Source organism: Spirochaeta lutea, from assembly GCF_000758165.1.
GTDB lineage: Bacteria > Spirochaetota > Spirochaetia > DSM-27196 > Salinispiraceae > Spirochaeta_D > Spirochaeta_D lutea.
In genome coordinates, this window is record NZ_JNUP01000064.1 from 223,038 (window position 1) to 247,521 (window position 24,484).

The 24,484-nt window shown below is 56.6% G+C and carries 17 protein-coding genes; 13 read left to right on the plus strand and 4 right to left on the minus strand.

From position 1 onward, the window contains the following. The first annotated feature begins 7 nt into the window (after window positions 1-7). The 3 genes from DC28_RS08995 (at window position 8) to htpG (ending at window position 3,670) form a co-directional block, all read left to right on the plus strand. Complete coding sequence (locus DC28_RS08995; protein ID WP_052078681.1) at window positions 8-844, plus strand: ABC transporter permease; 837 nt, start codon at window positions 8-10, stop codon at window positions 842-844. Continuing rightward, the gene (locus DC28_RS09000) at window positions 831-1,601 is read left to right on the plus strand and encodes an ABC transporter ATP-binding protein (RefSeq protein WP_052078682.1); all 771 of its coding nucleotides are present in this window, start codon (window positions 831-833) and stop codon (window positions 1,599-1,601) included. The genes DC28_RS08995 and DC28_RS09000 overlap by 14 nt, the downstream gene beginning before the upstream one ends. A 188-nt stretch (window positions 1,602-1,789) precedes the next feature. Then, complete coding sequence (gene htpG / locus DC28_RS09005; protein WP_037547881.1) at window positions 1,790-3,670, plus strand: molecular chaperone HtpG; 1,881 nt, start codon at window positions 1,790-1,792, stop codon at window positions 3,668-3,670. Between the two features lie 389 nt (window positions 3,671-4,059). On the opposite strand, the gene DC28_RS15540 is transcribed toward htpG, so the two are convergent. Both DC28_RS15540 and DC28_RS09020 read right to left on the minus strand, forming a co-directional pair. Continuing rightward, window positions 4,060-5,250, minus strand: coding sequence for a permease (locus DC28_RS15540; protein WP_052078683.1), 1,191 nt, complete (start codon window positions 5,248-5,250; stop codon window positions 4,060-4,062). Continuing rightward, the gene (locus DC28_RS09020; protein WP_081942098.1) at window positions 5,247-5,621 is read right to left on the minus strand and encodes an ArsR/SmtB family transcription factor; all 375 of its coding nucleotides are present in this window, start codon (window positions 5,619-5,621) and stop codon (window positions 5,247-5,249) included. Before DC28_RS09020 ends, DC28_RS15540 begins: the two co-directional genes overlap by 4 nt. Window positions 5,622-5,712: 91 nt before the next feature. On the opposite strand from DC28_RS09020, the gene DC28_RS09025 reads away from it, so the two are divergent. Continuing rightward, complete coding sequence (locus tag DC28_RS09025; RefSeq protein ID WP_052078684.1) at window positions 5,713-6,528, plus strand: nucleotidyltransferase domain-containing protein; 816 nt, start codon at window positions 5,713-5,715, stop codon at window positions 6,526-6,528. Then, a complete protein-coding gene (locus tag DC28_RS09030) occupies window positions 6,521-7,042 on the plus strand; it encodes a GNAT family N-acetyltransferase (protein ID WP_052078685.1) in 522 nt (173 codons plus the stop codon). Before DC28_RS09025 ends, DC28_RS09030 begins: the two co-directional genes overlap by 8 nt. Window positions 7,043-7,084: 42 nt before the next feature. Here DC28_RS09030 and DC28_RS09035 read toward each other — a convergent pair whose 3' ends face one another. Together DC28_RS09035 and DC28_RS09040 are read right to left on the minus strand one after the other, a co-directional pair. After that, window positions 7,085-8,878 carry a methyl-accepting chemotaxis protein gene (locus DC28_RS09035; RefSeq protein ID WP_037547883.1) on the minus strand — a complete coding sequence of 598 codons (1,794 nt, stop codon included), beginning with the start codon at window positions 8,876-8,878 and terminating at the stop codon, window positions 7,085-7,087. 155 nt (window positions 8,879-9,033) lie between these two features. Continuing rightward, on the minus strand, window positions 9,034-11,334 hold the full coding sequence (locus DC28_RS09040) for a glycoside hydrolase family 3 protein (protein ID WP_037547885.1): 2,301 nt from the start codon (window positions 11,332-11,334) through the stop codon (window positions 9,034-9,036). 296 nt (window positions 11,335-11,630) lie between these two features. On the opposite strand from DC28_RS09040, the gene DC28_RS09045 reads away from it, so the two are divergent. The 8 genes from DC28_RS09045 (at window position 11,631) to DC28_RS09080 (ending at window position 24,469) form a co-directional block, all read left to right on the plus strand. Beyond that, entirely contained in the window at window positions 11,631-12,509 is an 879-nt protein-coding gene (locus DC28_RS09045; protein ID WP_037547886.1) for a LysR family transcriptional regulator, read from the plus strand. Beyond that, entirely contained in the window at window positions 12,506-14,941 is a 2,436-nt protein-coding gene (locus DC28_RS09050) for a beta-glucosidase (RefSeq protein WP_037547887.1), read from the plus strand. The genes DC28_RS09045 and DC28_RS09050 overlap by 4 nt, the downstream gene beginning before the upstream one ends. 433 nt (window positions 14,942-15,374) lie before the next feature. Beyond that, window positions 15,375-17,837: a glycoside hydrolase family 3 C-terminal domain-containing protein gene (locus tag DC28_RS09055; protein WP_037547888.1), complete on the plus strand. Its 2,463-nt coding sequence runs from the start codon at window positions 15,375-15,377 to the stop codon at window positions 17,835-17,837. Then, window positions 17,821-18,522 carry a hypothetical protein gene (locus DC28_RS09060; RefSeq protein ID WP_202962965.1) on the plus strand — a complete coding sequence of 234 codons (702 nt, stop codon included), beginning with the start codon at window positions 17,821-17,823 and terminating at the stop codon, window positions 18,520-18,522. Before DC28_RS09055 ends, DC28_RS09060 begins: the two co-directional genes overlap by 17 nt. After that, window positions 18,519-19,553 carry a glycosyltransferase family 2 protein gene (locus tag DC28_RS09065; protein WP_037547889.1) on the plus strand — a complete coding sequence of 345 codons (1,035 nt, stop codon included), beginning with the start codon at window positions 18,519-18,521 and terminating at the stop codon, window positions 19,551-19,553. Before DC28_RS09060 ends, DC28_RS09065 begins: the two co-directional genes overlap by 4 nt. Before the next feature lie 87 nt (window positions 19,554-19,640). Then, entirely contained in the window at window positions 19,641-22,541 is a 2,901-nt protein-coding gene (locus tag DC28_RS09070; protein WP_052078686.1) for a glycoside hydrolase family 3 protein, read from the plus strand. 12 nt (window positions 22,542-22,553) lie between these two features. Further along, window positions 22,554-23,891, plus strand: coding sequence for an alpha/beta hydrolase (locus tag DC28_RS09075; RefSeq protein WP_081942093.1), 1,338 nt, complete (start codon window positions 22,554-22,556; stop codon window positions 23,889-23,891). Window positions 23,892-23,989: 98 nt separating this feature from the next. Beyond that, window positions 23,990-24,469: a methylglyoxal synthase gene (locus tag DC28_RS09080; RefSeq protein WP_037547890.1), complete on the plus strand. Its 480-nt coding sequence runs from the start codon at window positions 23,990-23,992 to the stop codon at window positions 24,467-24,469. Window positions 24,470-24,484 lie beyond the last annotated feature (15 nt).

The window sequence follows — 24,484 nt, forward strand, 5'->3', positions numbered from 1 at the left end:
CCGTGATATGAAGCCCCAACAGCCGGAAATCCCCCGGCGTCCAAGGAAGCATCTGCCCCCCGGGCAGGAATACTCGGGCTTAATCCGCTTGTTTCGGATGCTCAAACCCTGGGCCTGGTACCTTCTGGGTGTCGGTGCTCTGGCGGTGGGCTGGGTGATAGCAGCCTGGGTTATTGATGCGTCAATCATTCTGCCCGGTCCTGAATTGGTTCTCAGGAGACTCGGCAATTACATGGGGCAGACAAGGTTTTGGTCTGCCCTCGGGGGTACTGTTCTCCGGGTTTTAGCGGGTTTCGGATTGTCCCTCGCTGTAGCGACGGTTCTCGGCGGGTTGGCCGGGGTGTTTCCCGGGGTGCGGTGGGCTATTACTCCCCTGCTGAGGTTAGTGCAGGCTGTGCCGGTGTTAGCGGTCATTCTGATTGCCCTCATCTGGTTCGGTAGTGAACAGGTACCGGTGTTTACGGCTGTGTTGATGGGGATGCCGGTGATGACCGAGGGGGTAATTCAGGGGGTTCGGGGGGCTGATCCGGGGCTGGTGGAAATGGCCCGGGCGTACCGGGTTCCAGGGTTGCGGATTTTTACGGGGATTCAGCTGCCCTCGGCCCTGCCCTTTCTTGCCGCTGCTGCCAGGGCCTCATTAGGGTTGACCTGGAAGGTGGTTGTGGCGGCGGAGGTGCTGGCCCAGCCGATTCATGGAATCGGAACGGGGATGCAGGGGGACAAGATTATCTTGGAAACCCCGGGTGTGTTGGCGTGGACCGCAGCGGCAGTAGTGCTTAGTGCGGTGAGCCAAGGGGTGTTTTCTCTCGTGCTCCGCGGATGGAGGCGTTATGGACGCGGTTAAGAACCGGGATGCGGACTGGGGATTGTCTGGGGTACGTTTTACGTACCCGGACACCGGGATTGAGATTGCCAGGAACCTGGAGCTGGCGCTTCCGGGCGGCAAGATTACCGCCGTGCTCGGTCCTTCGGGCTGCGGAAAATCGACTCTTCTGCATGTATTATCCGGGGAGCTGGATCCCCAGGAGGGGGAGGCTGATATACCCGGTGACGGGAATGTTTCGATGATTTACCAAGATCCGCGGCTGATCCCCTGGAAGAGTGTGGAGGGGAATCTGGAATTTGTGCTCAGGGGTTGGTTTGAGGCTCAGGAGCGCCGGAGGCGGATCGCCCAAGGCCTTGATCTGGTGGGGCTAGGTGGCCGGGCCAGGGACCTGCCCGATCAGCTGAGCGGCGGACAGCGGCAGCGGGTAAATATGCTCCGGGCCTTTTTGGTGCCCGGGGATGTGCTGCTGATGGATGAGCCCTTCCAGGGGCTGGATGTGGTACTGCGGATACAGTTGCTGGAGGTATTCGCCCGGTTATGGCTGGAGCGTCCCCGGAGTGTCTTGGCGGTGACCCATGAGCCCCGGGATGCGGCGTTACTGGGTCACCAGTGTCTGATCGTATCCGGACCGCCGGTGCGGATTGAGGGCAGAATTACCGGACTTGGACCCCGGTTGGATGTGGGTGCAGGGGATGATGGGACCGCAGGGGTAGAAACCAGAATTATTGCTCAGTTGATGGCGTCGGGGCGCAGGGGCACTGGGTCATCGGGATAGAGGGTATCTCATGATCGCCATGGTAATGCGACGAACAATGTATGTTCCTTTCATTGCCTCTCCGGGGCAGTCTTTGTATATTATTGCCCATCGGAGAGCGTCTTAGTCGGGGTGTAGTCCCCAGGCAGGGATGCTGTGTACGGGCGTTAGAATCCCCCTATCAAATAAAACCACAAGGAGATTGCCACATGGCAAAGCACAGTTTTCAGACCGAGGTGGGGCAGCTGCTCCAGCTCATTACCCACAGTCTCTATTCCCACAAGGAGATTTTCATCCGGGAGCTGGTTTCTAATTCGTCGGATGCCCTGGATAAGCTCAAGTACCTGACATTGACGGATGATCAATTTAAAGAGCTGTCCTTTGAGCCCAGGATTGATATTTCGTTTACCGATGATGGTATTACCATCCAGGATAACGGCATCGGGATGAATGAGGCAGATTTGACTGAGCATCTTGGAACCATCGCAAAATCGGGAACCAAGGCGTTTCTGGGGCAGCTAACCGGGGATACCAAGAAGGATTCCAACCTGATCGGCCAGTTCGGGGTAGGGTTTTATTCTGCCTTTATGGTGGCGGATACCATTGATGTGTTTAGCCGGCGGGCAGGAGAGGATCAAGCCTACCAGTGGTCCAGTGACGGGAAGGGTGAATTCGAGACTGCCCCGGTATCCTCTGAACAGGCGGGTTTTGAAGGCCAGGGAACACGAATTATCCTGCATATAAACGAAGAAGGTAAGGAGTACGCGAACCGCTGGCAGATTGAACAGGTGGTGAAGAAGTATTCTAATCATATTGCCTTCCCGATTTTCCTGCATTACGACGAGAAGCAGTATGATGATAAGGGAAAGGAAAAGGGTACCGAGGCAAAGGTTAGCCAGATTAATAGTGCTAATGCTCTTTGGAAGCGGCCGAAATCCGAGTTGGCTGAGTCAGACTACCATGAGTTTTATAAGACCATCGGTCATGATACCGAGGATCCGTTGTTTTACCTGCATACCCAGGCTGAGGGTACCCTGGAATATACCACCTTGTTTTATGTTCCGAAGAAGGCGCCCTTTGATTTGTTCCATGCTGATTACAAGCCCGGGGTCAAGCTGTATGTGAAGCGGGTGTTTATTACCGATGATGATAAGGAGTTGTTACCCTCCTATCTGCGCTTTGTACGCGGGGTAATTGACAGTGAGGATCTTCCCTTGAATGTGAGCAGGGAGATTCTTCAGCAGAACCGGGTGATGGTTAATATCCGCAATGCTTCGGTTAAAAAACTGCTGGGAGAGTTCACCCGGATTGCCCTGGAGGATAAGGAGACCTACAAGAGCTTTATTGACGAGTTCAACCGGCCCCTGAAGGAGGGGTTGTACAGCGACTACGCCAATAAAGAGCAGCTTTTGGAGCTGGTACGGTTTAAATCCACCAAAGAAGAGGGCTGGGTGAGTCTGGAAGAGTATAAGAGCCGGATGCTGCCCGACCAGAAGGCTATTTATTACATTACCGGCGAAAAAGAGCATGTTCTGAGAAACAGTCCCCTCCTGGAAGCCTATAAGAAGAAGGACATTGAGGTGCTGATCATGGACGACGAGATTGATGAGATCGTTGTTCCCGGCATCGGTACCTATAAAGAGGTGGAGCTGAAGGCGGTAAACCGGAGTGATGCCGGTGAAGACCTGAAAGAGAAGAAGGATAAAAAGAAGGAAAAAGAAACCCAACCGGTGGTAGAGAAGATAAAAAAGGCTCTCGGTGACCGGATTAAGGATGTGCGGGTTTCGGTACGCCTGGCTGACAGCCCCAGCTGTATTGTGATGGATGAGAGTGATCCCAGCTTCCAGATGCAGGCCATGTTGAAGGCTATGGGCCAGAATGCCGGGCTGGGTGAGGTGAAGCCGATTCTTGAGGTGAATCCTGACCATGCAATTGTTCAGAGCCTTAAGTCCGTGGAGGATGAGCAGCGGATTGCTGACCTGAGCTTTTTACTGTTTGAGCAGGCTATGCTGATTGAGGGGGCTGAACTGAAGGACCCGGCGGAGTTTGTAAAACGGCTGAACAGGGTTCTGGAACGCAGTATTTCCTAAGCGCTGACTTGTGGGTAGTTGGTTGTAAGGGTGCGCCTGGGAGCAGGTGCTCCAGGAGGTAAGATTGCTCCCGGGCAAGGGATGTCTCCGGGAGACGGTGTTGCCCCTCGGGCCGGCCACCTGATGGTACTATCCTACCTGGTGTAGCCTACAGTTGTTTGCCCACCAAGTCTCACATACCAAGATAGCCCACCGTGGCCGGTTTCAGTTCCGGCGGATGGTGGATGGTGAATGATGATACGGCTGCCTGGGAGGCGATCCCAGGCAGTTTTTTTTATAGTGCGCAAAAGGTTGTACCTTTTCACCTTGCCACACTACCCGTGGATAAAAAATAGGATGGTTCTGCTATATATGGTGTAGTTTCCACCCTTTTGCGCACAATGAATACCCTAGAGTCCGCCGGTGAGTTGGTAGAGCAGGGCTGTTAAGAGGGCACCGAGAACCGTATATCCCAGGTACAGGGCGAATACCCGTTTTTTCGCAACACCCCATACGGCTGTCATCGCAGGTATGGTTGTAGTGGCACCCGCCACGAGAAACGCCAGGGCCGCTCCCCCGCTCATGCCCTTGGTGAGGAGTCCGCCCACAATACCCAGGGCTGATAGGGAGGTGGTGTAGAGGGGCAGTCCCAGTCCGAGCCCAATAAATATCGAGTAGGGGCTTTGGGTACCCAGGGGTCCGGTGACCCAGGTGCTGGGGAGGTATAGGGTGATGAGGGCTTCGAGGAAAAAGGCGATGAGCATGAATTTGCCTATCCACCACAGAATCTCCACGCTCTCCTTACCCAGGCGGGTTAAAAAGTCCCGGTTCAGATAGCGGTAGCGCCATTTGGTCAGGATGGAGGCCGAGGCTCCGAGATGAACCTCCGGTCCGGATGAGGGTGCAGTCCGGCAGGCACAGGCTTCCGGGGGGGCCTCGGAGGTGTTGGCCAGGATGGGGTTCACTGATAGAGAACCGACCTCCCTGGGGAGGATTCTCAGGGGAATCCCCGTGGGAGCTCCGAGCTTCCCGGGTGCTGCCGGTGTGAGCCCCTCGGGGGCAGGGGAGATCTTGGCGGATTCGGGGTGGGTTGGCGCGGTCCGGGGGTTCAGGGTGCCGGGGCTGGGACCGGTGCTGAGTGTTGGGTGCTGTTGATGGCGTTTGAGGACCGATGCGGGGAGCCATCCGCGAAGGGAAAGGAGGTGGGTGATAAATCCCGCCCCAAGGCTCATTAGGAAGGTCCCGGAAAGCCGCCATACGGCAAGATTCCAGCCGATGGTTGACACCGAGAGAAAGAAGATTTCCGGGTCCATGGACGGGCTGGCAAGCCAGAAGCTCATGACCGGAGCCAAGGGAACCCCGCTTATGAGCAATCCGGTGACGACGGGAATAACCGAACAGCTGCAGAGGGGGCTAAGAGCGCCGATGGCGGTTCCTAAGAGAATGGCCGGTATCGGTCTGCGCCGCATCACTGAACCTAAGACCTCTCCGGCTCCGCTCAGGCGGACCGCCGCCGCCAAGGGAATGGTTACCAGGAACAGGGGCCAGGAATGAAGGATCTTTTCCAAGACGAATCCTAGAATATCGAGAATATAGTTCATCGGGGGGCTCCTTGGGGGTTGGGCTGGGGGGTTACTCCTGGGGCTGAGCTGCCGCCGAAGGCGTCCTGTACCATCCGGCTGTACCAGTGGATGGTATCCTTATTCAGACAGTAGCGGATGGCGGTGCCCTCTATGGTTCCTTGGATTATTCCTGCCTCCTTCAGGGCCTTGAGGTGCTGGCTGACCGTGGCCTGGGAGAGGGGAAGTTGGTGTACAATGGATCCGGTGATACAGCTGCTGGTCCGGCTTAATAACCGGATAATCTCCAGCCGGGCGGGATTGCCCAGGGCTCGGCTTATTTTCCAGAACTGCTCCCGGTCCCTGGGGTTGTCGAGAATACTGTTTTCACAACAGGGTGGAATTTCTTTCATCGTAAAAATACGATATACTGTATGGGAGGCTGCGTCAAGGACTGAATGCAGGGATATTGGAAGGTCCAGGAATCTATGCTATGCATTCATCATGAATACATCGCACGATCCCTGGTTTGCCAGGGTTATTGAAGGGCTGAAGGATCTTCCCGGGGTGGAGGCTATTGCCCTCGGGGGTTCCCGGGGAGCTGGCACCTCCGATGCCGGGAGTGACTACGATTTATACGTGTATGTCCGGGAGATGGTTGATCCCTCCCGGAGAGAGGCGATTTTGGCGCCTTTATGCTCCTATCTTGAGGTAAATAATCAATTCTGGGAGACCGAGGATGACGGGATTTTACGCAGCGGGATTCCTGTGGATGTGGTGTACCGGAGCCTGGATTGGCTTACTGAACATCTTGAGTCCCTTTTGGGGGCGGGGCAGGCTGCTACGGGATACACAACCTGTTTTTGGTATAATCTTCTGAATTCCCGGGTGCTGTACGATCCCAGGGGCGGGTACGCGGCTCTCCAGGAAAAGTGGCGCATTGCCTACCCCCGGAAATTGCAAGAAAACATCCTCTCAAAAAACCTGCCCCTCCTCCGGGGAAAGCTACCCTCCTACCTGGGCCAGGTGGAAAAGGCCGTAGGCCGTAACGATTGGGTCAGCGTACACCACCGAGTTACGGCTCTCATGGAGAGTGTGTTTGATATTCTTTTTGCCCTGGGGGAGATGCCCCACCCCGGGGAAAAACGCCAGGTTCAATTTCTCCTGGATGCCGGCACCCCGGTGCCTGAGAATTTTGAGGATCAGGTAGAGAACATTATGGAGAACACCGGACCGGCAGGGGCTGCTGTACTTCCGGGGTTATTGAACACCCTCATTGACGGGGTGTATTCCCTGGCGGGATGGATAGAGCATGAGTGAGCTATCGACCCCACGGCTGCTGCTGCGCCGCTTCAGCCCTCGGGATGGGGATGATTTATTTGACTACCTCGGGCTGCCGGAGACCTATACCTTCGAACCGGGTAAGCCCTTAACCAGAGAGCAGTCCCGGCAGGTCGCAGCGGAGCGGGCAGCTTTGGATATGTTTTGGGCGGTGGTATTACAGGAAACGGGTAAGGTAATCGGTCATCTCTATTTCGAGGAAAAGAATCCCCGGGGAGACCGGATTTGGACTCTGGGGTACATCTTCAATCCGGCATTCCAGCGCCGGGGATACTGTACCGAGGCCAGCCGGGGCTTAATCGGCCATGCCTTTGAGAACCTCGGGGCGAGTAAAATCACGGCCTCCTGCAATTCTAGGAATACTGCCTCCTGGAAAACCCTTGAGTCCCTGGGATTTACCCGAGACGAAATACGGCTAAACGACGACGGGACCCATGGGTCGTACACCTACGGATTGCTGGCAGAGGATTTTTCAAGGGGCCGGGGTGAATGAGTGGTACTTCGGAATTATCAATAGCCGGCAGGCCCGGGCTCTCTAGGCCTGTCGGGGTTCGGAGAGCTTAAACCGGCCGATGTTCTGGTCGGCGGCTTCTAGGGATTGGTCCAACCCGGCGGAGAGGGCGTTTAGGGACTCCATACTGTCTGCGATGGCCTGCATACCCTGGTTTATTTCGCCGATGGATTGATCCACAAAACTGCTGATGTTTCCCAGGTGTTCCATGATGGCGGTGATCTTCTGGTTCGATGAGCCGAGGTTTTGGGCTTGTTCGGTCAGGGTTTGGCTATGGTGATTTAGCTGCTCCATTGCCTGTAAAACTTGGCTGCCGCCCTGGTTCATTTCTTGGGTGTTGTCGGTGATGTCCTGAAATGCTGAAGTGAGGGTGTGCACCTCTGATTGGATACCCTCATACACACGGGAGGTGAACTGAGTGGCGTCCAGGGCGCTTTTGATTTTCTCGACAATCCCTGATAGTACGGTGCTGATGGACTGGCTCTGTTGACTCGAGGTCTCGGCAAGTTTTCGGATCTCGTCCGCCACCACGGCAAAACCCCGGCCGGCGTCTCCGGCGTGAGCAGCTTCAATGGCTGCGTTCATTGCCAGAAGGTTGGTTTGAGATGCAATACCGGAGATGAGTTTTACCATGGACAGAATTGAATCGATGTCGTCATGCATGGTCTGTACGGCCTCTAGGGATCCCTGTACCTTTTCTTCCCCCTCTCTAAGGGTTGTACTTAGGCGTGATGTTCCCTGCTGCCGATCCTGGGCGATCCGGGAAAGGCGCTGGATGGATTCTATCATCTGCCCCACCGAAGCGGTGGATTCCTGGGCCATGGCTGCTTGGTTAATGATTTGCTCTTCGATGATTGTTACACCTTGGTGTACATCCTGGGCGGCTTGGGTGGCCTGGGTTACCACCCGTTCCATGGTGGTGATTTGATCGGCGATGGATGCGATGTTGGCAGAGATTTGAACCGCAGAACTGCTGTTCTGCCTGATGGATTCCATGATTCCCGATTTTACCTGGTTGGCCTCCAGGAGGGCATTCCGGAGTACCAGGAGGATTGTCTCTGTTTTATCAATAAAGCTGTTGAGATTGCCGGCCAGTTGGGTCATCTCATCCCGGCGTTGGATGGGCAGCCGCATGGTCAGGTCGCCTTCGGAGGAGGAGAGTTGGGTAACCCGGGTGGTGACCTGTCTTATGGGCTTTAAAACCGTGGTATGAACGGTCCACAGGATTAACAGTCCCAGGACGATGCCGATACCGGCGTAAATATTGTAGAACACGAGTAGAGTCCAACCGTAGTGTCGAACCTGGGTGTAATTGTTCTGGGCGCTCTGGGCGGTCTGTTCCGATAGACCGGAGAGCAGGGCCAGTAGGCTCAGGTGCGCGGCGTTATAATCACCTTGAAATACAGACAGGGCCTGATCCTTCTGCTCCCGGGTGAGTAGTGCCCGGATGTCCTCCAGGAGCCCCTGCCACCGCTGAAATGCAGGCTCAAAGCCGGCCAGGCTGGTGGATTCTTCTGCCGGCAGATTTACGGCATCCTCGTATCCTTGAAAAAACTCCAGAGCCTTTCGTGTGTCCCCAGGGGATTGGGGGAGGGGGGAACCGGGATCTGCAAGCAGGGAATCGGTTACAGACAGATGGAGGGAGGTAATCTGCCGCTCACTCTGGCCTAATAATGCGAGACCCCGGAGCTGCTCTTCGTAGATGTGTTCGCTTTTCGAGAGAATGTCCATGGTAATGAAGAGGGCGAAATAGCTTATCCCCAGGAGCATTACCGTTAGCAGGCTGACGAAGGTATAGAGTTTACCCCGAATGGTCATGGCGGCCGTCCTTTCGCTGATTGTAGATTGGGATGTGTGACCAGGTATTGGTGTCTGAGATCTTCCATCTTCCCCGGCATCTCCCAGCTTCAAGGGAAAAAGCCCCCCCGGGTTTGAGCCCGGGGAGGCAGGGGGGTAGAATAGGAGGTCCGAGGTTAGTTGCCGTATCCTGATCCGGTGTTGTACTCCAGCCCGTATCCGATTTCATAGGTCGGGTCTTGGGTGTCTCCGGGGATGTCTTCCAGCTGGTTTCGTACCGATTCCATGGATGAGGGGATTTCCACGGGCAGGGTGCCCTTCGGCGCCGCCCCTTCCTGCCAGAATACAACATCCAGGAAGGCCCGGTCGGTGGCTGCGAAGTCGATGAATACACCGTCCACATCTTTCAGGAAGGGTTCGATGATTCCCGGGCGGGATGCTGTCATACCAAGGATGATTTTCAGATCCGGGTTCGCCTGTTTGGCCTGAATAGCACGAGTGATGGCGGCGAGACTCTCTTGGTAACCGAGGTAGGACCGGTATCCCTGGCCGACCATGCCGGCACCGGATCCGTTACTCCAGTCACCGAACTGCCACCCCCCGAAATCCACGTAGTTCGGGATGGTTTCATCGGTGTACTGGTCTGAATCGTGGTCGAAGACCCGGGTCGGACTCTGGAAGTCCAGGGGGACGCCGCCTTGGGTTCCGAAGTAGGTGCCGCCCCGGGCATTGATTCGGATTATGGCTATGTCTGCTTCGGCAATGCTATCGACAAAGTTGGCTTCCAGGTACTGGCTGTCCGAGGAGAAGGCGTAGGTCTTCTCCTGGCCGCTGTCGGCGTCGGGGAAGGGGCTGTCAAAGTATACATCCACCCGGTTGTTTCCGTTGGTGTCTACAGCACTGACGTAATCGGGGTTTGTGGCGGTTATGGGCAGAAGCTGGATGTAGGGGGCTACCTCCGGGTTTTCTGTCAGAACCATCGCCTTTCTCATGGCGTCAAATCCCTTCGCCATCCGGTCTTGCATAGCCTTCCCCTCGGGGTTCCAGAACTCCCGAGCTTCCGCCAGGTTTACATAGGGGTTTTCGAAGAGCCCCAGCTTGAACTGCAGTTCCAGGGTGCGGATTGCTGCTGCGTTGATGGTTTCATCGGTAATGAGCCCGTCTTCGTAGGCGGTGAGCCACCAGCCGTCGTTGTCTCCGGGCATATTCTGATAGGTGCCGGCGTTTAACATTTTTGCCAGACGCTCGGGTTCGCTTAGGTCTTCAACTCCCCAGGCTGCATTGGTAGCGATACTATGGTCGGATACCACGGTTCCGTCGAATCCCAATTGATTCTTAAGAAGCTCGGTGGCAATCTGATATTCGTAGGCGGAACCTACTGCCTCGTAGCCGGTCTGATCGGGATCTATGATGCTGTAGGCCATCATGATGGCTCCCACCTCGGCCTTTTCGATGGCGGCTTCAAAGGGTTTCAGGTGTTCTTCCAGGTTTCCTCCGGGAAAGGCCGCATACCGGCCGGCCCGGGTATGGCTGTCCATTCCTTCCTGGTTTGAACCGGCTCCAGGAAAATGCTTGAGTACGGTGATGATTCCGTCCACCCCAACACTGTTTTTGTCCAGGTCGTATCCCTGCATGGATTTAACCAGTACTTCGATGTGCCGGGCTACGATGTCGCCGTCGGCATGGAGGAGGTGCTGGATTCGGGCCCAGCGGGGTTCGGTGGCCAGGTCTGCTTGGGGGCCCAGGAGCACGTGGTAACCGCTCATCCGTAGTTCATCCCGGACTATTTCTCCGAACCGCTTGGTCAGGCCAAGGTCGTTGATGGCCCCGAGACCCATCATGAAGGGCCAGGTTGAATACTGGTAGTCGGGGATTTCGTTTCCGAACCAGTAGTCATGGGTTGGGTCCTGGGAAAGGATCATGGGGATTCCCCAGTTCAGACGTTCAACGTAGCCTTGGACATTGTTAAAATAGGTCAGCACATCCAGGGGCGCCACCGGGGCCTGCAGCGCATAGCGGTTCCCCGCGGCAAGCTGAGCTGCCGGTGTACCTTCCTCCGTCTCTCCTCCGGCACCTAAGCCCGGTATACCGAATCCTTCATCTTCGCCGCCTAAATTCAGGCTGCGCCAGTTGAGCAGGGCGAGTTTTTCTTCCACCGCCATGCGTTCCACCAGATCGCCTGCCCGGTCCCGGGGGGTTAGGCGCCAATCCTCATAGGGCTCGAGTTTTCCGTTTCCGTTGGAATCCTTAAACTCCAGACCGCGGCTGGTGATGACGCCTTTGTCATTACCCGCTGACAGGATGGGTTCGGTCCCCTGGGAAGGAATGCCTGGGTTCGCTTCCAGGTATTCTTGATAGGTGGTAATCTCGGGCTGCTCGCTGTAGATGCTCACCTCGAAGGGGTCCCCTCCTCCGCAGGCGGCCAGAGCAAGGGCTATAAGCACCGCGCTTACGGCGATAAACGCTTTTTTTATCATACAATCCTCCTAAAACTGCTGTATGTGTTGAGAACACGGCCTCCGGCTACAGCCGGACTGCACCGGAAGGGATCTTGGGGTTATGTCCTGAGCCCGGGGTCTGATTTCCGGGCCTCTGATTGCCCGGGCTTCAAAACTGCGGGAAAGACATCCCTTCCAGTGTTAGGAAAAGGGTAGCACGGTAATTTTTCTCCAGGCTATCAACGATCGGTTACAGGGCGGCAACGAAATGTGATGTCTACCGGGTGGGGAACCGGTTTCTTTTTGGGATAAAACCGGTAATACTACTAGGTAGAATGAATACCCGGGCCCTGAAGTGTTTTATCGAAGTATATGAAAAGAAGAGCGTTGCCGCCGCAGCTCGGGAGATCTACATCTCTCCCCAGGGCCTGAGCAAAATCATTAAACAGTTAGAGTATGACTTGGAGACAGAGTTGTTTTTCCGCGGCGCCCAGGGTATGGAGGCGACCGAAGCCGGGGAGCTGTTGTATGCCCGGGCACGCCATATCTGCTATCTTCTGGACGATATAAAGAAAGAAATAAGCATAATCGGGGGAAGCAAGGGCACCCTTAACGTCGTGGTTACCTATTCCACCTCGGCAATCGTTCCCTACGAAATGCTTCACCGGTTTTCCAACCTGAACCCGAACCTCCAGATTAAAATTGACGAGTATCCCGACGAGTTTGCCGTGAACGACCTCTTCCAAGACGAGGCCGACGTGGGGATAGTCCTGGGCCACGAGGGTATACCCAATTGCAGTTATGAATTGCTCGTTCCCGGTCGGACGGTAATTATCGTCGGACCCGATCACCCCTTGGCGTCCCGGAATGAAATCTCCTTGGACGATTTGAAGAACCATCAATTGGTGGTAAAGACCATGGAGCCCGGGCGAGACAGCCATCTGGTAGAGGAGTGTAAATCCCGGGGCTTCGATCCCGGGGTACTCTACTCCACTGGGAATCTGACGGCCCTCCGCAACAGCTGTATCCGCACCGGAGTGGCCGCTGAATCGGTTGACTTTGTGGAGCAGGCCTTCCCCTCTGACCAGGTCCGGGTCCTTCCCCTAAAAGAGCGGATACCCCAGAACATCTATGTGATCAGCCGGGACCGTGATATTCAAAACCGGGCCGTAACCCTATTTCAAACCTTTCTGAGAGAGAATTTTAGATCATGAGCACTCCTAAGCATTCCGACATACTGAGCCGCATGACCCTGGAAGAAAAGGTTTCTCTGCTTTCCGGCAGAGATTTCTGGCAGACCAAAGAGATTCCCCGGTTGGATATTCCCAGCATTTACCTGGCCGACGGTCCCCATGGAATCCGCCGTCAGGCCGTGGACGCCCAGCAGATCGGGTTGAACATCGGAATTCCGGCGACCTGTTTTCCCACCGAGGCCACGGTGGCCAATAGCTGGAATGTGGAATTAGGAGAGAAGGTGGGCTCGTTTTTGGGCAACGAGGCCGTGGCCCAGCGGGTGAATGTCCTGTTAGGCCCGGGGATCAACATGAAACGGAATCCTCTGGGGGGTCGGAATTTTGAGTACTTTAGTGAAGACCCGTATCTGGCGGGAAAGATGGCTGCAGCCTATATCCGGGGAATCCAGTCCCAGGGAATCGCCGCCTGCGTGAAACACTTCGCCGCGTCCAACCAGGAGTGGCGTGTTATGACCATAGATGCGGTCATAGATGAGCGCACCCTGCGGGAAATCTACCTCACTGCCTTCGAGATTGCGGTTACCGAGGGCAGGGTTAAGTCTCTCATGTCCGCCTACAACCGGGTGAACGGTACCTACGTTAACGAACACCCCTATTTTATGAACAAGGTTCTCCGGGGCGAATGGAATTACCAAGGCTGTGTAATTACAAACTGGGGGGGCAGTAACGACCGGGTGGAGGGTCTGAAGGCCGGCAACGAACTGGAAATGCCCGGAAGCGAGGGCGAAACAGACCGGCAGATAGTACGGGCCCTTGAACAGGGGATCATCACCGAGGACCTCATTGACGAAAATGTTGACCGCCTGCTGGATCTGATTCTATCCACCAGTGCGGTGCTCCAGTATCCCAAAATCGATTTTAACATTCCCCAGCACCACCGGGTGAGCCAGCGGGTGGCTGAGGAATCCATTGTTCTGCTTAAAAACCACGGCGGCATTCTGCCTCTGAGCCACACCACGAAGGTGGCCGTTATCGGGGATTTTGCCCGGAATGCCCGCTATCAAGGTGCCGGATCATCCCTGGTGAATCCTACGGTGCTGGACAATACCATGGACTGCTTTGATGAATCAGGTATTTCCAGTATCGGTTTTGAACGGGGATTCGAACGCTACGGTAAAGAATCGTCCAGGCTGATCGACCGGGCCTGCGCCCTGGCTCGGAAGGCTGATACGGTGCTGCTCTACCTCGGCCTCGACGAGGATAGCGAGAGTCAGGGGGTGGACCGGAGCACTATGCGCCTACCGGATAACCAGATTCAGCTCCTGGAGGCATTAAGCCGGGTAAACCCGAACATCGTGGTGATACTTTCCTGCGGCTGTGCGGTAGAGATGCCCTGGATCGATACGGTCCGGGGATTGCTCCATGCCTATCTTGGCGGCCAGGCCGGGGCCCGGGCGATCTTGCGGGTTATCTCCGGGGATGTGAATCCCTCGGGGAAACTGGCCGAGAGCCTACCCCGGCGGTACGAGGACACCCCGGCCTCCCGGTACTATCCCGGAAAGGATCTAACCGTGGAGTACCGGGAGGGTCCCTTCATCGGCTACCGCTACTACGATACCGCCGGGGTAGAGCCTCTGTTTCCCTTCGGTTTCGGCCTGAGCTACACCCGCTTCGGATACTCGGATATTTCCGTGGACCGTGAGGGGGTGGAGTTTTTCCTGGAGAATCAGGGCCCGGTTGCGGGGATGGAGGTCGCCCAACTCTATGTTGGTAAATCCGAGAGCAGGATTTACCGGCCCCGGAAGGAGCTGAAAGGCTTTGTGAAGGTGCTGATTAATCCGGGGCAACGTAAACGCATTCGAATCCCCTTCGATGATAAAACCTTCCGGTTCTTTAATCCCCGGGCAGGGGAATGGCAGATTGAGGGGGGCAGCTATGAGATTATGGTGGGCTCATCCAGCCGGGATATTCATTTAACGGCGAGTTTGGAGGTGGAGGGTACCGCCGGGCCCCTGCCGGGGATGTGGAGCCCTGAAAGTCTACCCTCCTATTACACCGGGGGAGTGGGGGATGTTTCCGAACAGGAATTTTCCCGGCTTCTGGGTCGCCCGGTTCCCCAGGGCTACCGTGACCGGTCTAAACCCCTGGGCTACAACGATGCCCTGGCGGAAACACGGTATGCCCAGGGCTGGGCTGCCAGGCTCTTTTTCTGGTCCATGGAGGCCTTGTTGGGTATGTTGCACCGTACCGGCCGGCGAAAACAGGCAAATCTCATCATGATGTCGGTTTACCACCTGCCCTTCAGGGGAATAGCCCGGCTGACCGGCGGCCGGGTTTCCATGGAGATGGTGGACGGCCTGCTGCTGATCAGTAACGGCCGGTTTCTTGCCGGTGCCGGAAAGGTGGTGGCGGGCTGGTACCGGAAGCGACGCAGAAACCTGGTTCGCCGGTAACCCAACAAATCCGATTTTCGAATGTCCCTGGCTGGAGCCGGTGACCGCACCTCCGGTATCCCAGCCCGCTTATCCACTGAGTAGAACCGATTGTACCCGTACAGCGCAACCCCGCCCCCGGAGACGATGGAAGTCTGATCGCCCGGGGAACCTAGATGATGTTCTATACCCCCTCAACTTCCCCGAAACAAACTGTTGCCACCTCGCAACCATTAGCTGTTGGACGGTAAAAAAATCACCATGGTATGCTTTGTCAACGTTGGAGATCCCCTCATCCGGTGAACTCCGGCTCAGATACGATTGATAGTGCGCAAAGGTTTGTAAACGACACCGGTTACAGTGGGGTATGAGTGGTCCTGCTCCACGGGCAGTGCCGCCGGTAGGTGAGGTTACAGCCTTTCGTGCGCTACCGATAGGATAAAAAGGAATTACTATGGATTATAAGCATGTAATAAAACAGATGACCCTGGAAGAGAAGGTGTCTCTGCTTTCCGGAAAAAACTTCTGGGAGAGTCAAGAGTTGGAGCGCCTTAATGTGCCGGGGATGTTTCTGGCTGACGGTCCTCACGGAATCCGGCGCCAGGCTGCGGCAGCCGATCATCTGGGGTTGAACGAGAGCATACCCGCTACCTGTTATCCCACGGCGGCTACGGTGGCCAACAGCTGGGATGTGGAATTAGCCCAGGAGGTCGGAACCCATTTGGGACGGGAGGCGGCCAGTCAGCAGGTAAACGTCCTTTTAGGGCCGGGAATGAATATCAAGCGGAATCCCCTATGCGGCCGGAATTTTGAATACTTCAGCGAGGATCCATACCTGACGGGAAAGATGGCGGCGGCCTACGTCCGGGGAATCCAGGCCGGGGGAATCGGGGCCCATGTGAGCGGCGCTCCGTCCACGAGCCGGGGCATTGCAGCGTGTATTAAACACTTCGCGGTGAACAACCAAGAAACCCGGCGGATGTCCATCGATGTGGTGGTGGATGAACGGACCCTCAGGGAAATCTACCTGACCGGTTTTGAGATCGCCGTTCGGGAGGGAAGGCCCCGGGTGGTGATGTCCTCCTACAACAAGGTCAACGGTGAATATACCAACGAGAATATGCATCTGCTCCGGGAGATTCTTCGGGAGGAATGGGGATTCCAAGGCTGCGTGGTAACCGATTGGGGGGGCGGAAACGAGCGTGTCCGGGGGCTGCTGGCCGGAAACGAGCTGGAGATGCCCGGAACCGGTGGAGAGTCCAACCGGGAGGTGCTTGAGGCTGTCCGCCGGGGAGAACTTGAGGAGGCGGTGGTCGACGAGGCCCTGGAACGGTTGCTGGCCCTGGCTGATGAGACCTCCCAAGCCCTGGTGTGGAAGAACCAGAAAATCCCCCGGGATCACCATCAAACAGCCTGTAAGGCCGCGGAGGAATCCATCGTTCTGTTAAAGAACCAGGATACCATCCTGCCCCTGGATACCTCGAAGACCCTTGCAGTGATCGGCGATTTCGCCCAAACACCGCGCTACCAGGGTGCCGGCTCCTCCCGGGTCAATCCCACCCAGCTGGAATCCGCCCTGGACCGGTTGGAGTCCTCGGAGTTGAGGATTATCGGCTACGAGCCGGGGTTCCACCGGTTTGGCAAGAAGAGCAGCGATCTGGTGGAACGGGCCTGCGGCCTGGCAGCCCAGGCTGATACGGTTCTCCTGTACCTGGGACTGGATGAGGTCAGCGAGGCAGAGGGGGTGGACCGGACGAGTCTGGCCCTGCCGGAGAACCAGCTGGACCTGCTGGAAGCCCTGGTAGGGGTGCATTCCCGCATCGTGGTGATACTATCCTGCGGATCTGTGATCGAAATGCCCTGGATCGACGGGGTTTCTGCAGTGGTTCACGGCTATCTGGGCGGCCAGGCCGGTGCCCAGGCCATGGTCCGGGTACTCTTGGGGCTTGTGAATCCCTCGGGTAAGCTGGCGGAGACCTATCCCAAGACCTACCTGGATGTTCCTTCCGGGGCGAATTTCCCCGGGGGACAGGCTACCGTGGAGTATCGGGAAGGGCCGTATGTGGGCTACCGCTATTTTGACCGTCAGCCCGGGGGTATTCAATTTCCCTTCGGGTTCGGCCTGAGTTATACCAGCTTCGAATACCATGACCTCCGGGTAGACAGCCGAGGCGCGCGGTTCACCCTGAGGAACACCGGGGCTCTGGCGGGAAAAGAGGTGGTACAGCTTTACATTCAGGGGCCGGGTCAAGCAGTGTACCGGCCGGAAAAGGAACTGAAGGGTTTTACGAAGGTGCATCTGGAGCCCGGAGAAAGCCGGGAGGTACACCTGGCCTTCGATGCCTACAGCTTCCGATTTTTTAATCTGAAAAAGAATGCCTGGGATGTGGAAAGCGGGATGTATACTATCTTTATCGGGGCATCCAGCCGGGATATCCGGCTGCAGGCCTCCCTGTCCGTGCAGGGTTCGGATTGCGGGAACCTCTACGACCTCCGGAGCCTGGAGCCCTACTTTACCGGCGAGGTGGAGAACATCGAAGAACCAACCTTCGCCGCTCTGGTCGGCCGGCCCCTTCCGGAGACCCATTGGGGGAACAGGATCCCCATGGGGTACAACGATCCCCTCGCCCGGACCAAGTATGCCCGGGGCTGGTTCGGCCGCCTTACCCATAGCCTGATAATCTTTACCCATTGGCTGCTCTGGAAGATCGGTCAGCGGGACACCGCTAACCTCATCATGATGTCCTTTTATAACATGCCCTTCCGGGGGATCGCTAAAATGATGGGCGGCATGGTGTCCCGGCGCATGGCCGAGGGGTTTCTCATGATGGTTAACGGTCATTTTTTTAAGGGATTTACACGTCTGATTACAAAAGAAAAACAAGAAAAGGAAGTTGAGTATGAATACCGCACATAGCCCCGAGGAAGCGAAATTAAAACCAAAACGGGATATTCCCGTAATCAGCAATCTGGCGGCCTGGTGGAATCGGTTTGTGGAAAAACACCCCACCGTAGCCCAATTTGTGGTGTTTTTTATCCTGAGCAACGGGGTAACCCTGCTGCAAATGGTTCTGATGCCCGTGCTCAAGGAGGTGTTCGAACAGACTGCCCTGATCCACCGGGATTTTATCATCTGGCCGGTGGGACAGAACCTGGACGGATCTACCTACTATATTTTTAATTATCCCGGGGGAACCATCGCCAGCGGCGGCGGCGGGGGCTTAGCCTATTTCTTGGCCGTTCAAATCACCATAGGAATTGCCCAGGTAATCAACTTCTTTGCCCAGCGGAATATAACCTTCAAATCCAACGGTAACCCTTGGTGGTCCGCTCTGTGGTACCTCATTGCGTACATCATTATTACCATCGGCGCGGCGGCGGCCCAGGGGCTCTACAAGGCGCCGATTTACACCCTGCTGATGGATACCCTGGGGATGGGTGCCGCCGGGGAGGCCACAGCGGACGCCATTACGATGATTATTAATGCAACCATCTCCTTCTGGGTGTTTTTCCCGATATTCAAACTCATTTTTCGGAGGACTCCCGAAGAGCCCGGCGTATCACCCGAGCACGCCGGCGGTCAGGAAGGAGGCGGGGAATGACCAGGACGGAGGGGTTCTGCTTGACGGTGGTTGTGCCCTGTTATAACGCAGAATCCTATATGGCCAGGGCTGTGGATTCTGTTTTGAGTCCCGGTTTCGGGGATGTGGAGCTCATCCTGGTGAATGACGGCTCCCGGGATCGGACTGAGGCTCTGGCGGAAGGGTATGCCCGGGCGAATCCCGGCAGGGTACGGGCGGTCCATCAGGAGAACCGCGGTCACGGCGGGGCGGTGAATACAGGAATTGCCCTGGCCCGGGGTGCCTACCTGAAGGTCTTGGACAGCGATGATTGGTTTGATCTCCCGGCCTTCCGGCGGTTGGTGGAAACCCTGCGGATGCTGCTGTTCCGGGAAACCCCCGTGGACGCCCTGGTGAGCAACTATGTCTATGAAAAGCAGGGAGCCCGGCGGAAAAAAACCATGCATTACCGCAGGATTCTGTCTCGAAACAAGATTCTGACCTGGGACCAGGTGGGGCGGTTTCCAGCAGGGAAGTACCTGATGATGCACTCCCTCACTTACCGTACCCAGGTTCTTCGGGAGTCGGGTCTGAGGCTGCCGGAACATACCTACTATGTGGACAATCTGTTCGTCTGTGTGCCCATGCGCCGGGTACACTCCCTCTATTACCTGGATGAGGATCTGTACCGCTACTACATCGGACGGGATGACCAGTCGGTGAATGAATCGGTGATGATCCGCCGGATCGACCAGCAGCTGCGGGTTAATACCCTGGTAATTGAGAACTTCCTGAGGGATCCCACGGGACGCAGGCGGCTGGAAGAGTACCTGTTTCATCATCTGGAGATTGTTACGGCAATATCCAGTGTTCTTCTCATCAAGGCGGGAACCCCGGAGCATACAGAGCTGAAGGATACCCTCTGGCAGGGTATCGCCGCCATGGACCCGGGATTGTATAAGCGTCTGCATCGCCGGGGGTTAGGGGTTCTGGTTAACCTTCCCGGCCTGGCTGGCAAACTAGCAGCAGCTACTGCCTACGGTATGACCCGTCTGCTTTTCGGCTTCAATTAACGGGAGTGGGCGAGATTCTGGGGCTATGTACACAGATACATCATGTTCCTCAGCACTTGAGGAAAAATCAACAAGGAGATAAAGGCCATGAGTATGACAAAAAAAAGCAGGAGACGGTGGATTATCGGACTATCCATCCTCGGTGTGTTTACCATCGCAGTAACCGTGGCACTGAATATATTCAGCGCCCACGCGGATATCTACCTGGGCCGCGGCAAGGCCGTGGTCACCCAGGCAGAAGGCACCGAAAATCTCCCCAGCATCTATTATGAAATGGATTACCCGTCCTATGAGGCCCTGAAAGAGGCCTCCGACGCCCTGGTTCAGGAAATCGAGGCCGAGGGAATGGTTCTTCTCAAGAATAACGGCGCCCTGCCCCTGGCAGAAACCGGCAGCCGGGTTACCCTCCTAGGCCGCAGCGCTGCTGATCCGGTTTACGGGGGATCCGGATCCGGCTCGGTGGATGTCTCCCTGGCGGTGGATCTGAGAACCGCCCTGGAGGACCGGGGTTTCACCGTAAACCCCGTGGCGTACCGGGAGATTGAGGAATTTGCCTCCTACGAGATGCGGCGAAACCAGGTGGGAGAAAGCATCCGGGCCTACAAGAACCCCCGGGGCCACATCGCCATGGACCGCCCCAGCCAATCCACCTACGACATCGGTGAAATGCCGGCTGACCAGTATTCCCCCCAGGCCCTGGAGAGTTTCTCCGATTACGGAGATGCAGCGGTGATCGTTCTCGGCCGACCCGGAGGGGAAGGCGGAGACCTGACCCAGGATATGAAGGGATTCGACGAAAATTACCAGCCCGGGCAGCATCAGTTGGAATTGAACCAGGATGAGAAAGATTTGATCACCCTGGCAAAACAGAATTTTGACCGGGTTGTGGTGGTGATCAACTCCAGCGCCGCCATGGAGCTGGGAATTCTGGAGGATGATCCCGGAGTGGATGCCATCCTTTGGGCGGGATCGCCGGGGCAAAGCGGATTTTATGCAGTAGCTGATGCCCTCCGGGGGGCGGTGAACCCCTCCGGCCGGACCGTGGACATTTATGCCAGGGATTTTACCGCCGATCCGACCTTCAACAATTTCGGGCACTTTCAGTATGAGAATATTCACGGTGGAAACGCATCCGGGGAAGGGTTCTTTGTCCAGTACCGGGAAGGAATTTACTACGGCTACCGCTACTATGAAACCGCTGCCGCTGAGGGATTTATCGACTATGACCGAGCCGTGGTGTATCCTTTTGGATACGGTCTGAGTTACACCGACTTTGCATGGCAGATCACCGGATCGCGGATGGGCGATACCGAAGGGTTCATTGAGGTGGACGTTCAGGTAACCAATACAGGGGACCGTTTTGCCGGGAAGGATGTGGTGCAGCTCTATGTATCGCCCCCCTATTACCCGGGTGGCATTGAAAAACCCGAGGTAGTACTGGCGGACTTTGCGAAAACCGGGCTGCTTGCCCCTGGAGACTCCGAGGTGGTAACCCTATCGGTCCGAGTGGAGGATCTTGCATCCTACGATTACGAGGATGAACGGGCCTATGTTCTGGAAGAGGGCGACTACGGGATCCGGATTCAAGACAACTCCCATGACCTAAAAGAGGGTATCCAAGAGCTTAGCTACCGGGTAGACCGGACAGTGGTATACAACGGAAATAATCACCGGACCTCGGATCAACAGGAGGTTACCAACCAGTTTGATGACGTATCCGCCCTCTTTTCCGACAGCCCTGAGAAGGGCAGGGTCGTTAACCTGAGCCGGGCGGATTTTGCCGGTACCTTCCCCCAGGCGCCCTCGGGAGACGATTTTGAGGCAAGTGAGCAGGTTATTCAGGCCTTCCAAGCCTATGTAGCCTCGGAACATGCGGATCCCGATGATGAAATGCCCACCATCAAAGCAGAAAACGGACTCTACCTCATTGATATGCGGGGTGTGGACTACGATGATGCCCTCTGGGAGGTGTTCCTAGACCAGATTGACCCTGCGGACATTGCACGGATTGTAATCAGCTCCGCCTACACCACCGCACCCATCGAGGATCTGGGTAAACCCATGACGGTGGATCTGGACGGTCCTGCGGGAATCTCCGCATTCATGGGGGATATCCACGGATCGGCCTTTCCCTCGGCGGTGGTCATTGCATCCACCTACAATACCGATCTTGCCTCCGAGATGGGCCGAATGGTCGGTAACGAAGGGCTGGCATACGGGGTGAACGGCTGGTATGCCCCGGCGGTAAACATCCACCGATCTCCCTTCGCGGGCCGAAACTTTGAGTACTACTCCGAGGATCCGGTACTATCCGGCCGGATGGCCACCGGGGTTGTGGAGGGTGCTGCCGATAAGGGTATGTACACCTTCTTGAAGCACTTTGCCTTGAACGACCAAGAGACCAACCGGGTGAACAACGGAGTCGCCGTCTGGGCCAACGAACAGGCCATCCGAGAGATATACCTGAAGCCCTTTGAGATGGTGGTAAAGAATGCCGCTACAACCCTGCCGTACCTGGATGCGGAATCGGGAGAGCTCAGGGAAAAACCCGCAAAGGCCTCCACCGCATTCATGAGTTCCTTCAACCGGATCGGCGGGGTCTGGGCAGGGGGATCAGAACCCCTTCTTCAGACCGTCCTGCGGGATGAATGGGGATTCGAAGGTACGGTCATCAGCGACTTCAATCTGTACAGCCACATGTACGTCAACCAGGGTCTGGCGGCCGGGACCGACATCAACATAACCTTCGACTCCATGAAGTCCATCGAAGACAGCTCCAGCCCAACAGCAGTCCAGCATCTCCGGCGCAGCGCCCACCGGCTGTTCTACACCGTGGCAAACAGCAGCGCCATGAACGGCTTTGTGTCGGGTACCACCATCCACTACACCATGGCACCCTGGCGCATCTGGCTCATCGTGGCCGATGTTCTTATCGGATTGTTCATTCTTTTCGGGGTGATTCGACTGATCCTAAAAAGCAGATCCTAAGGGAGGACCGACATGATCCAAGATGTACAACTACCAACCCGGACCGGAACGATTCTCACGCCTCTTTCGGTCCTGAGCCTTGCTGCTGCGGCCCTGCTTCTTGCTGGCTGCGGCAGTACTGGGAACTCGAACAGCACCGACGGCGCCGACAATGCTTCTGGGCGTAGTCCGGGCAGCGGAGCATCCGCCGAAACCGGCAATACCGGAGACCGGAAATACTCCGTAACATTGGACACCGTGCTCCACGGCAGCCTGCAAACCGAACCGGAAATTACCCACGGCCAGACCCTGCCCGAGGGGACCCGGATAACCCTGAACGCCCAGGCGGACCCGGGGTACGCCCTGGACTCGGTCTACTACTCCGTAGCCGGTCCCTGGGGGCCCATGTATTTCGAATCCACCGAGGCTACCATGGAGGTAACCCTCACCCAGGATATTAGTCTGGGGGCATCCTTCCTGCCCGAAAAGGACGTGGCGGGATTTTCGGAGCGGCAGGACATCCTGTACGCCCAACCCGGGGTCAAACCCCTGAAGTACGATGTGTTTATACCCGAGGGAGCCCAAGACTTACCCCTGGTCATCATCACCCACGGGGGCGGCTGGTCCAGCAATGACGAGAACATCATGCGCGGCATGGCCCGGGAAATGGTCCGTACGGGCCGTTACGTGGTGGCCAGCATCGATTACCGCTGGGTCGGGACCCTGGACGGCGATGCCCGGGAAAACACCGTGGCTGATCTGATCGAAGATGTATACGGAGCGGTTCTGCATATCCAGGAGCATGCCCGGGATTACGGTGCGGATCCTGAACGTATCGCCCTTACAGGTGACAGCGCCGGGGGGCATCTTACCGCTGCCATGGCCACCATGGTGGAGCGAATCGGTTCAGGGGGATTTGAATCCGGGAACTACCGGTACGAGCCCTCCTACCTGCCCAGGGGTATGAGCCTGGAGCAGGCCCGGCAATCCCTGGCACAGGCCATCCGGGTGGTCGCGCCGAGCTACGGGGTATTCGGAGGAACGCATCTGGCACAGTTCACCCGGGGCGGTACAGGCTCCGAAGAGCTTGCGGCCATATCTCCGGTGGCTCAGATACCCCCGGCGGAGCAACGCCGGCTGCCCCACTACCTGATCCGCGGCGGATCGGATCCCCTGATCACCCCGGACATGGTGGATGAGTACGCCGAGGCCCTGGAGGCAGCGGGGCATCCGGTTAAGCGGGTGGAGGTCCCGGGGGCCGGCCACGCCTTCTTCGACTGGAAACCCGATGCTCAAACCCGGCGGACCTTCCAGAGGTTCGGCGTCCCCTATATCCGGGATATGCTGGAGTTTTTCGACCAGTATTTGTAGACGGGCCTGAGTATATTCCTTCCCCGGCCGCCCGCGGTGTGGTCTAACCTTCTCAAGGGGCGGCCGGGGCTTTATAATCACCCTAAAAAGGAAGTCCCATGAATATACGCAAAACTATTGCCCTGGTAGCCCATGATAACCGCAAGTCCGATCTTGTCGAATGGGTGCAGTACAACTGGAAGAGGCTGCAAGGTCATAGGCTGGTCTGCACCGGGACCACCGGCAAGCTGGTGTCCCAGGCCTTCGCGGCGAAGTCCCAGGCTACCGGGGATGTTATTCCCGAGATTCTTCGGATGAAGAGCGGCCCCCTGGGAGGGGATCAGCAGCTTGGGGCGATGATCGCCGAGGGTAAGGTGGATATTATGGTGTTTCTCTGGGACCCCATGGAGCCCCAGCCTCACGACGTCGATGTCCGGGCCCTGGAACGAATCGCCGTACTCTACAATATTCCCTACGCTTCCAACCGGGCCACTGCTGATTTTTTAATCTCCTCGGAACTGTTCCTGGCGGATTACCACCCGGTGCGGAAGGATTACGAGGAATACATTCACCGCTCGATTCAACATCTGGGACGGTAGCGTCCTCAGGGGGCA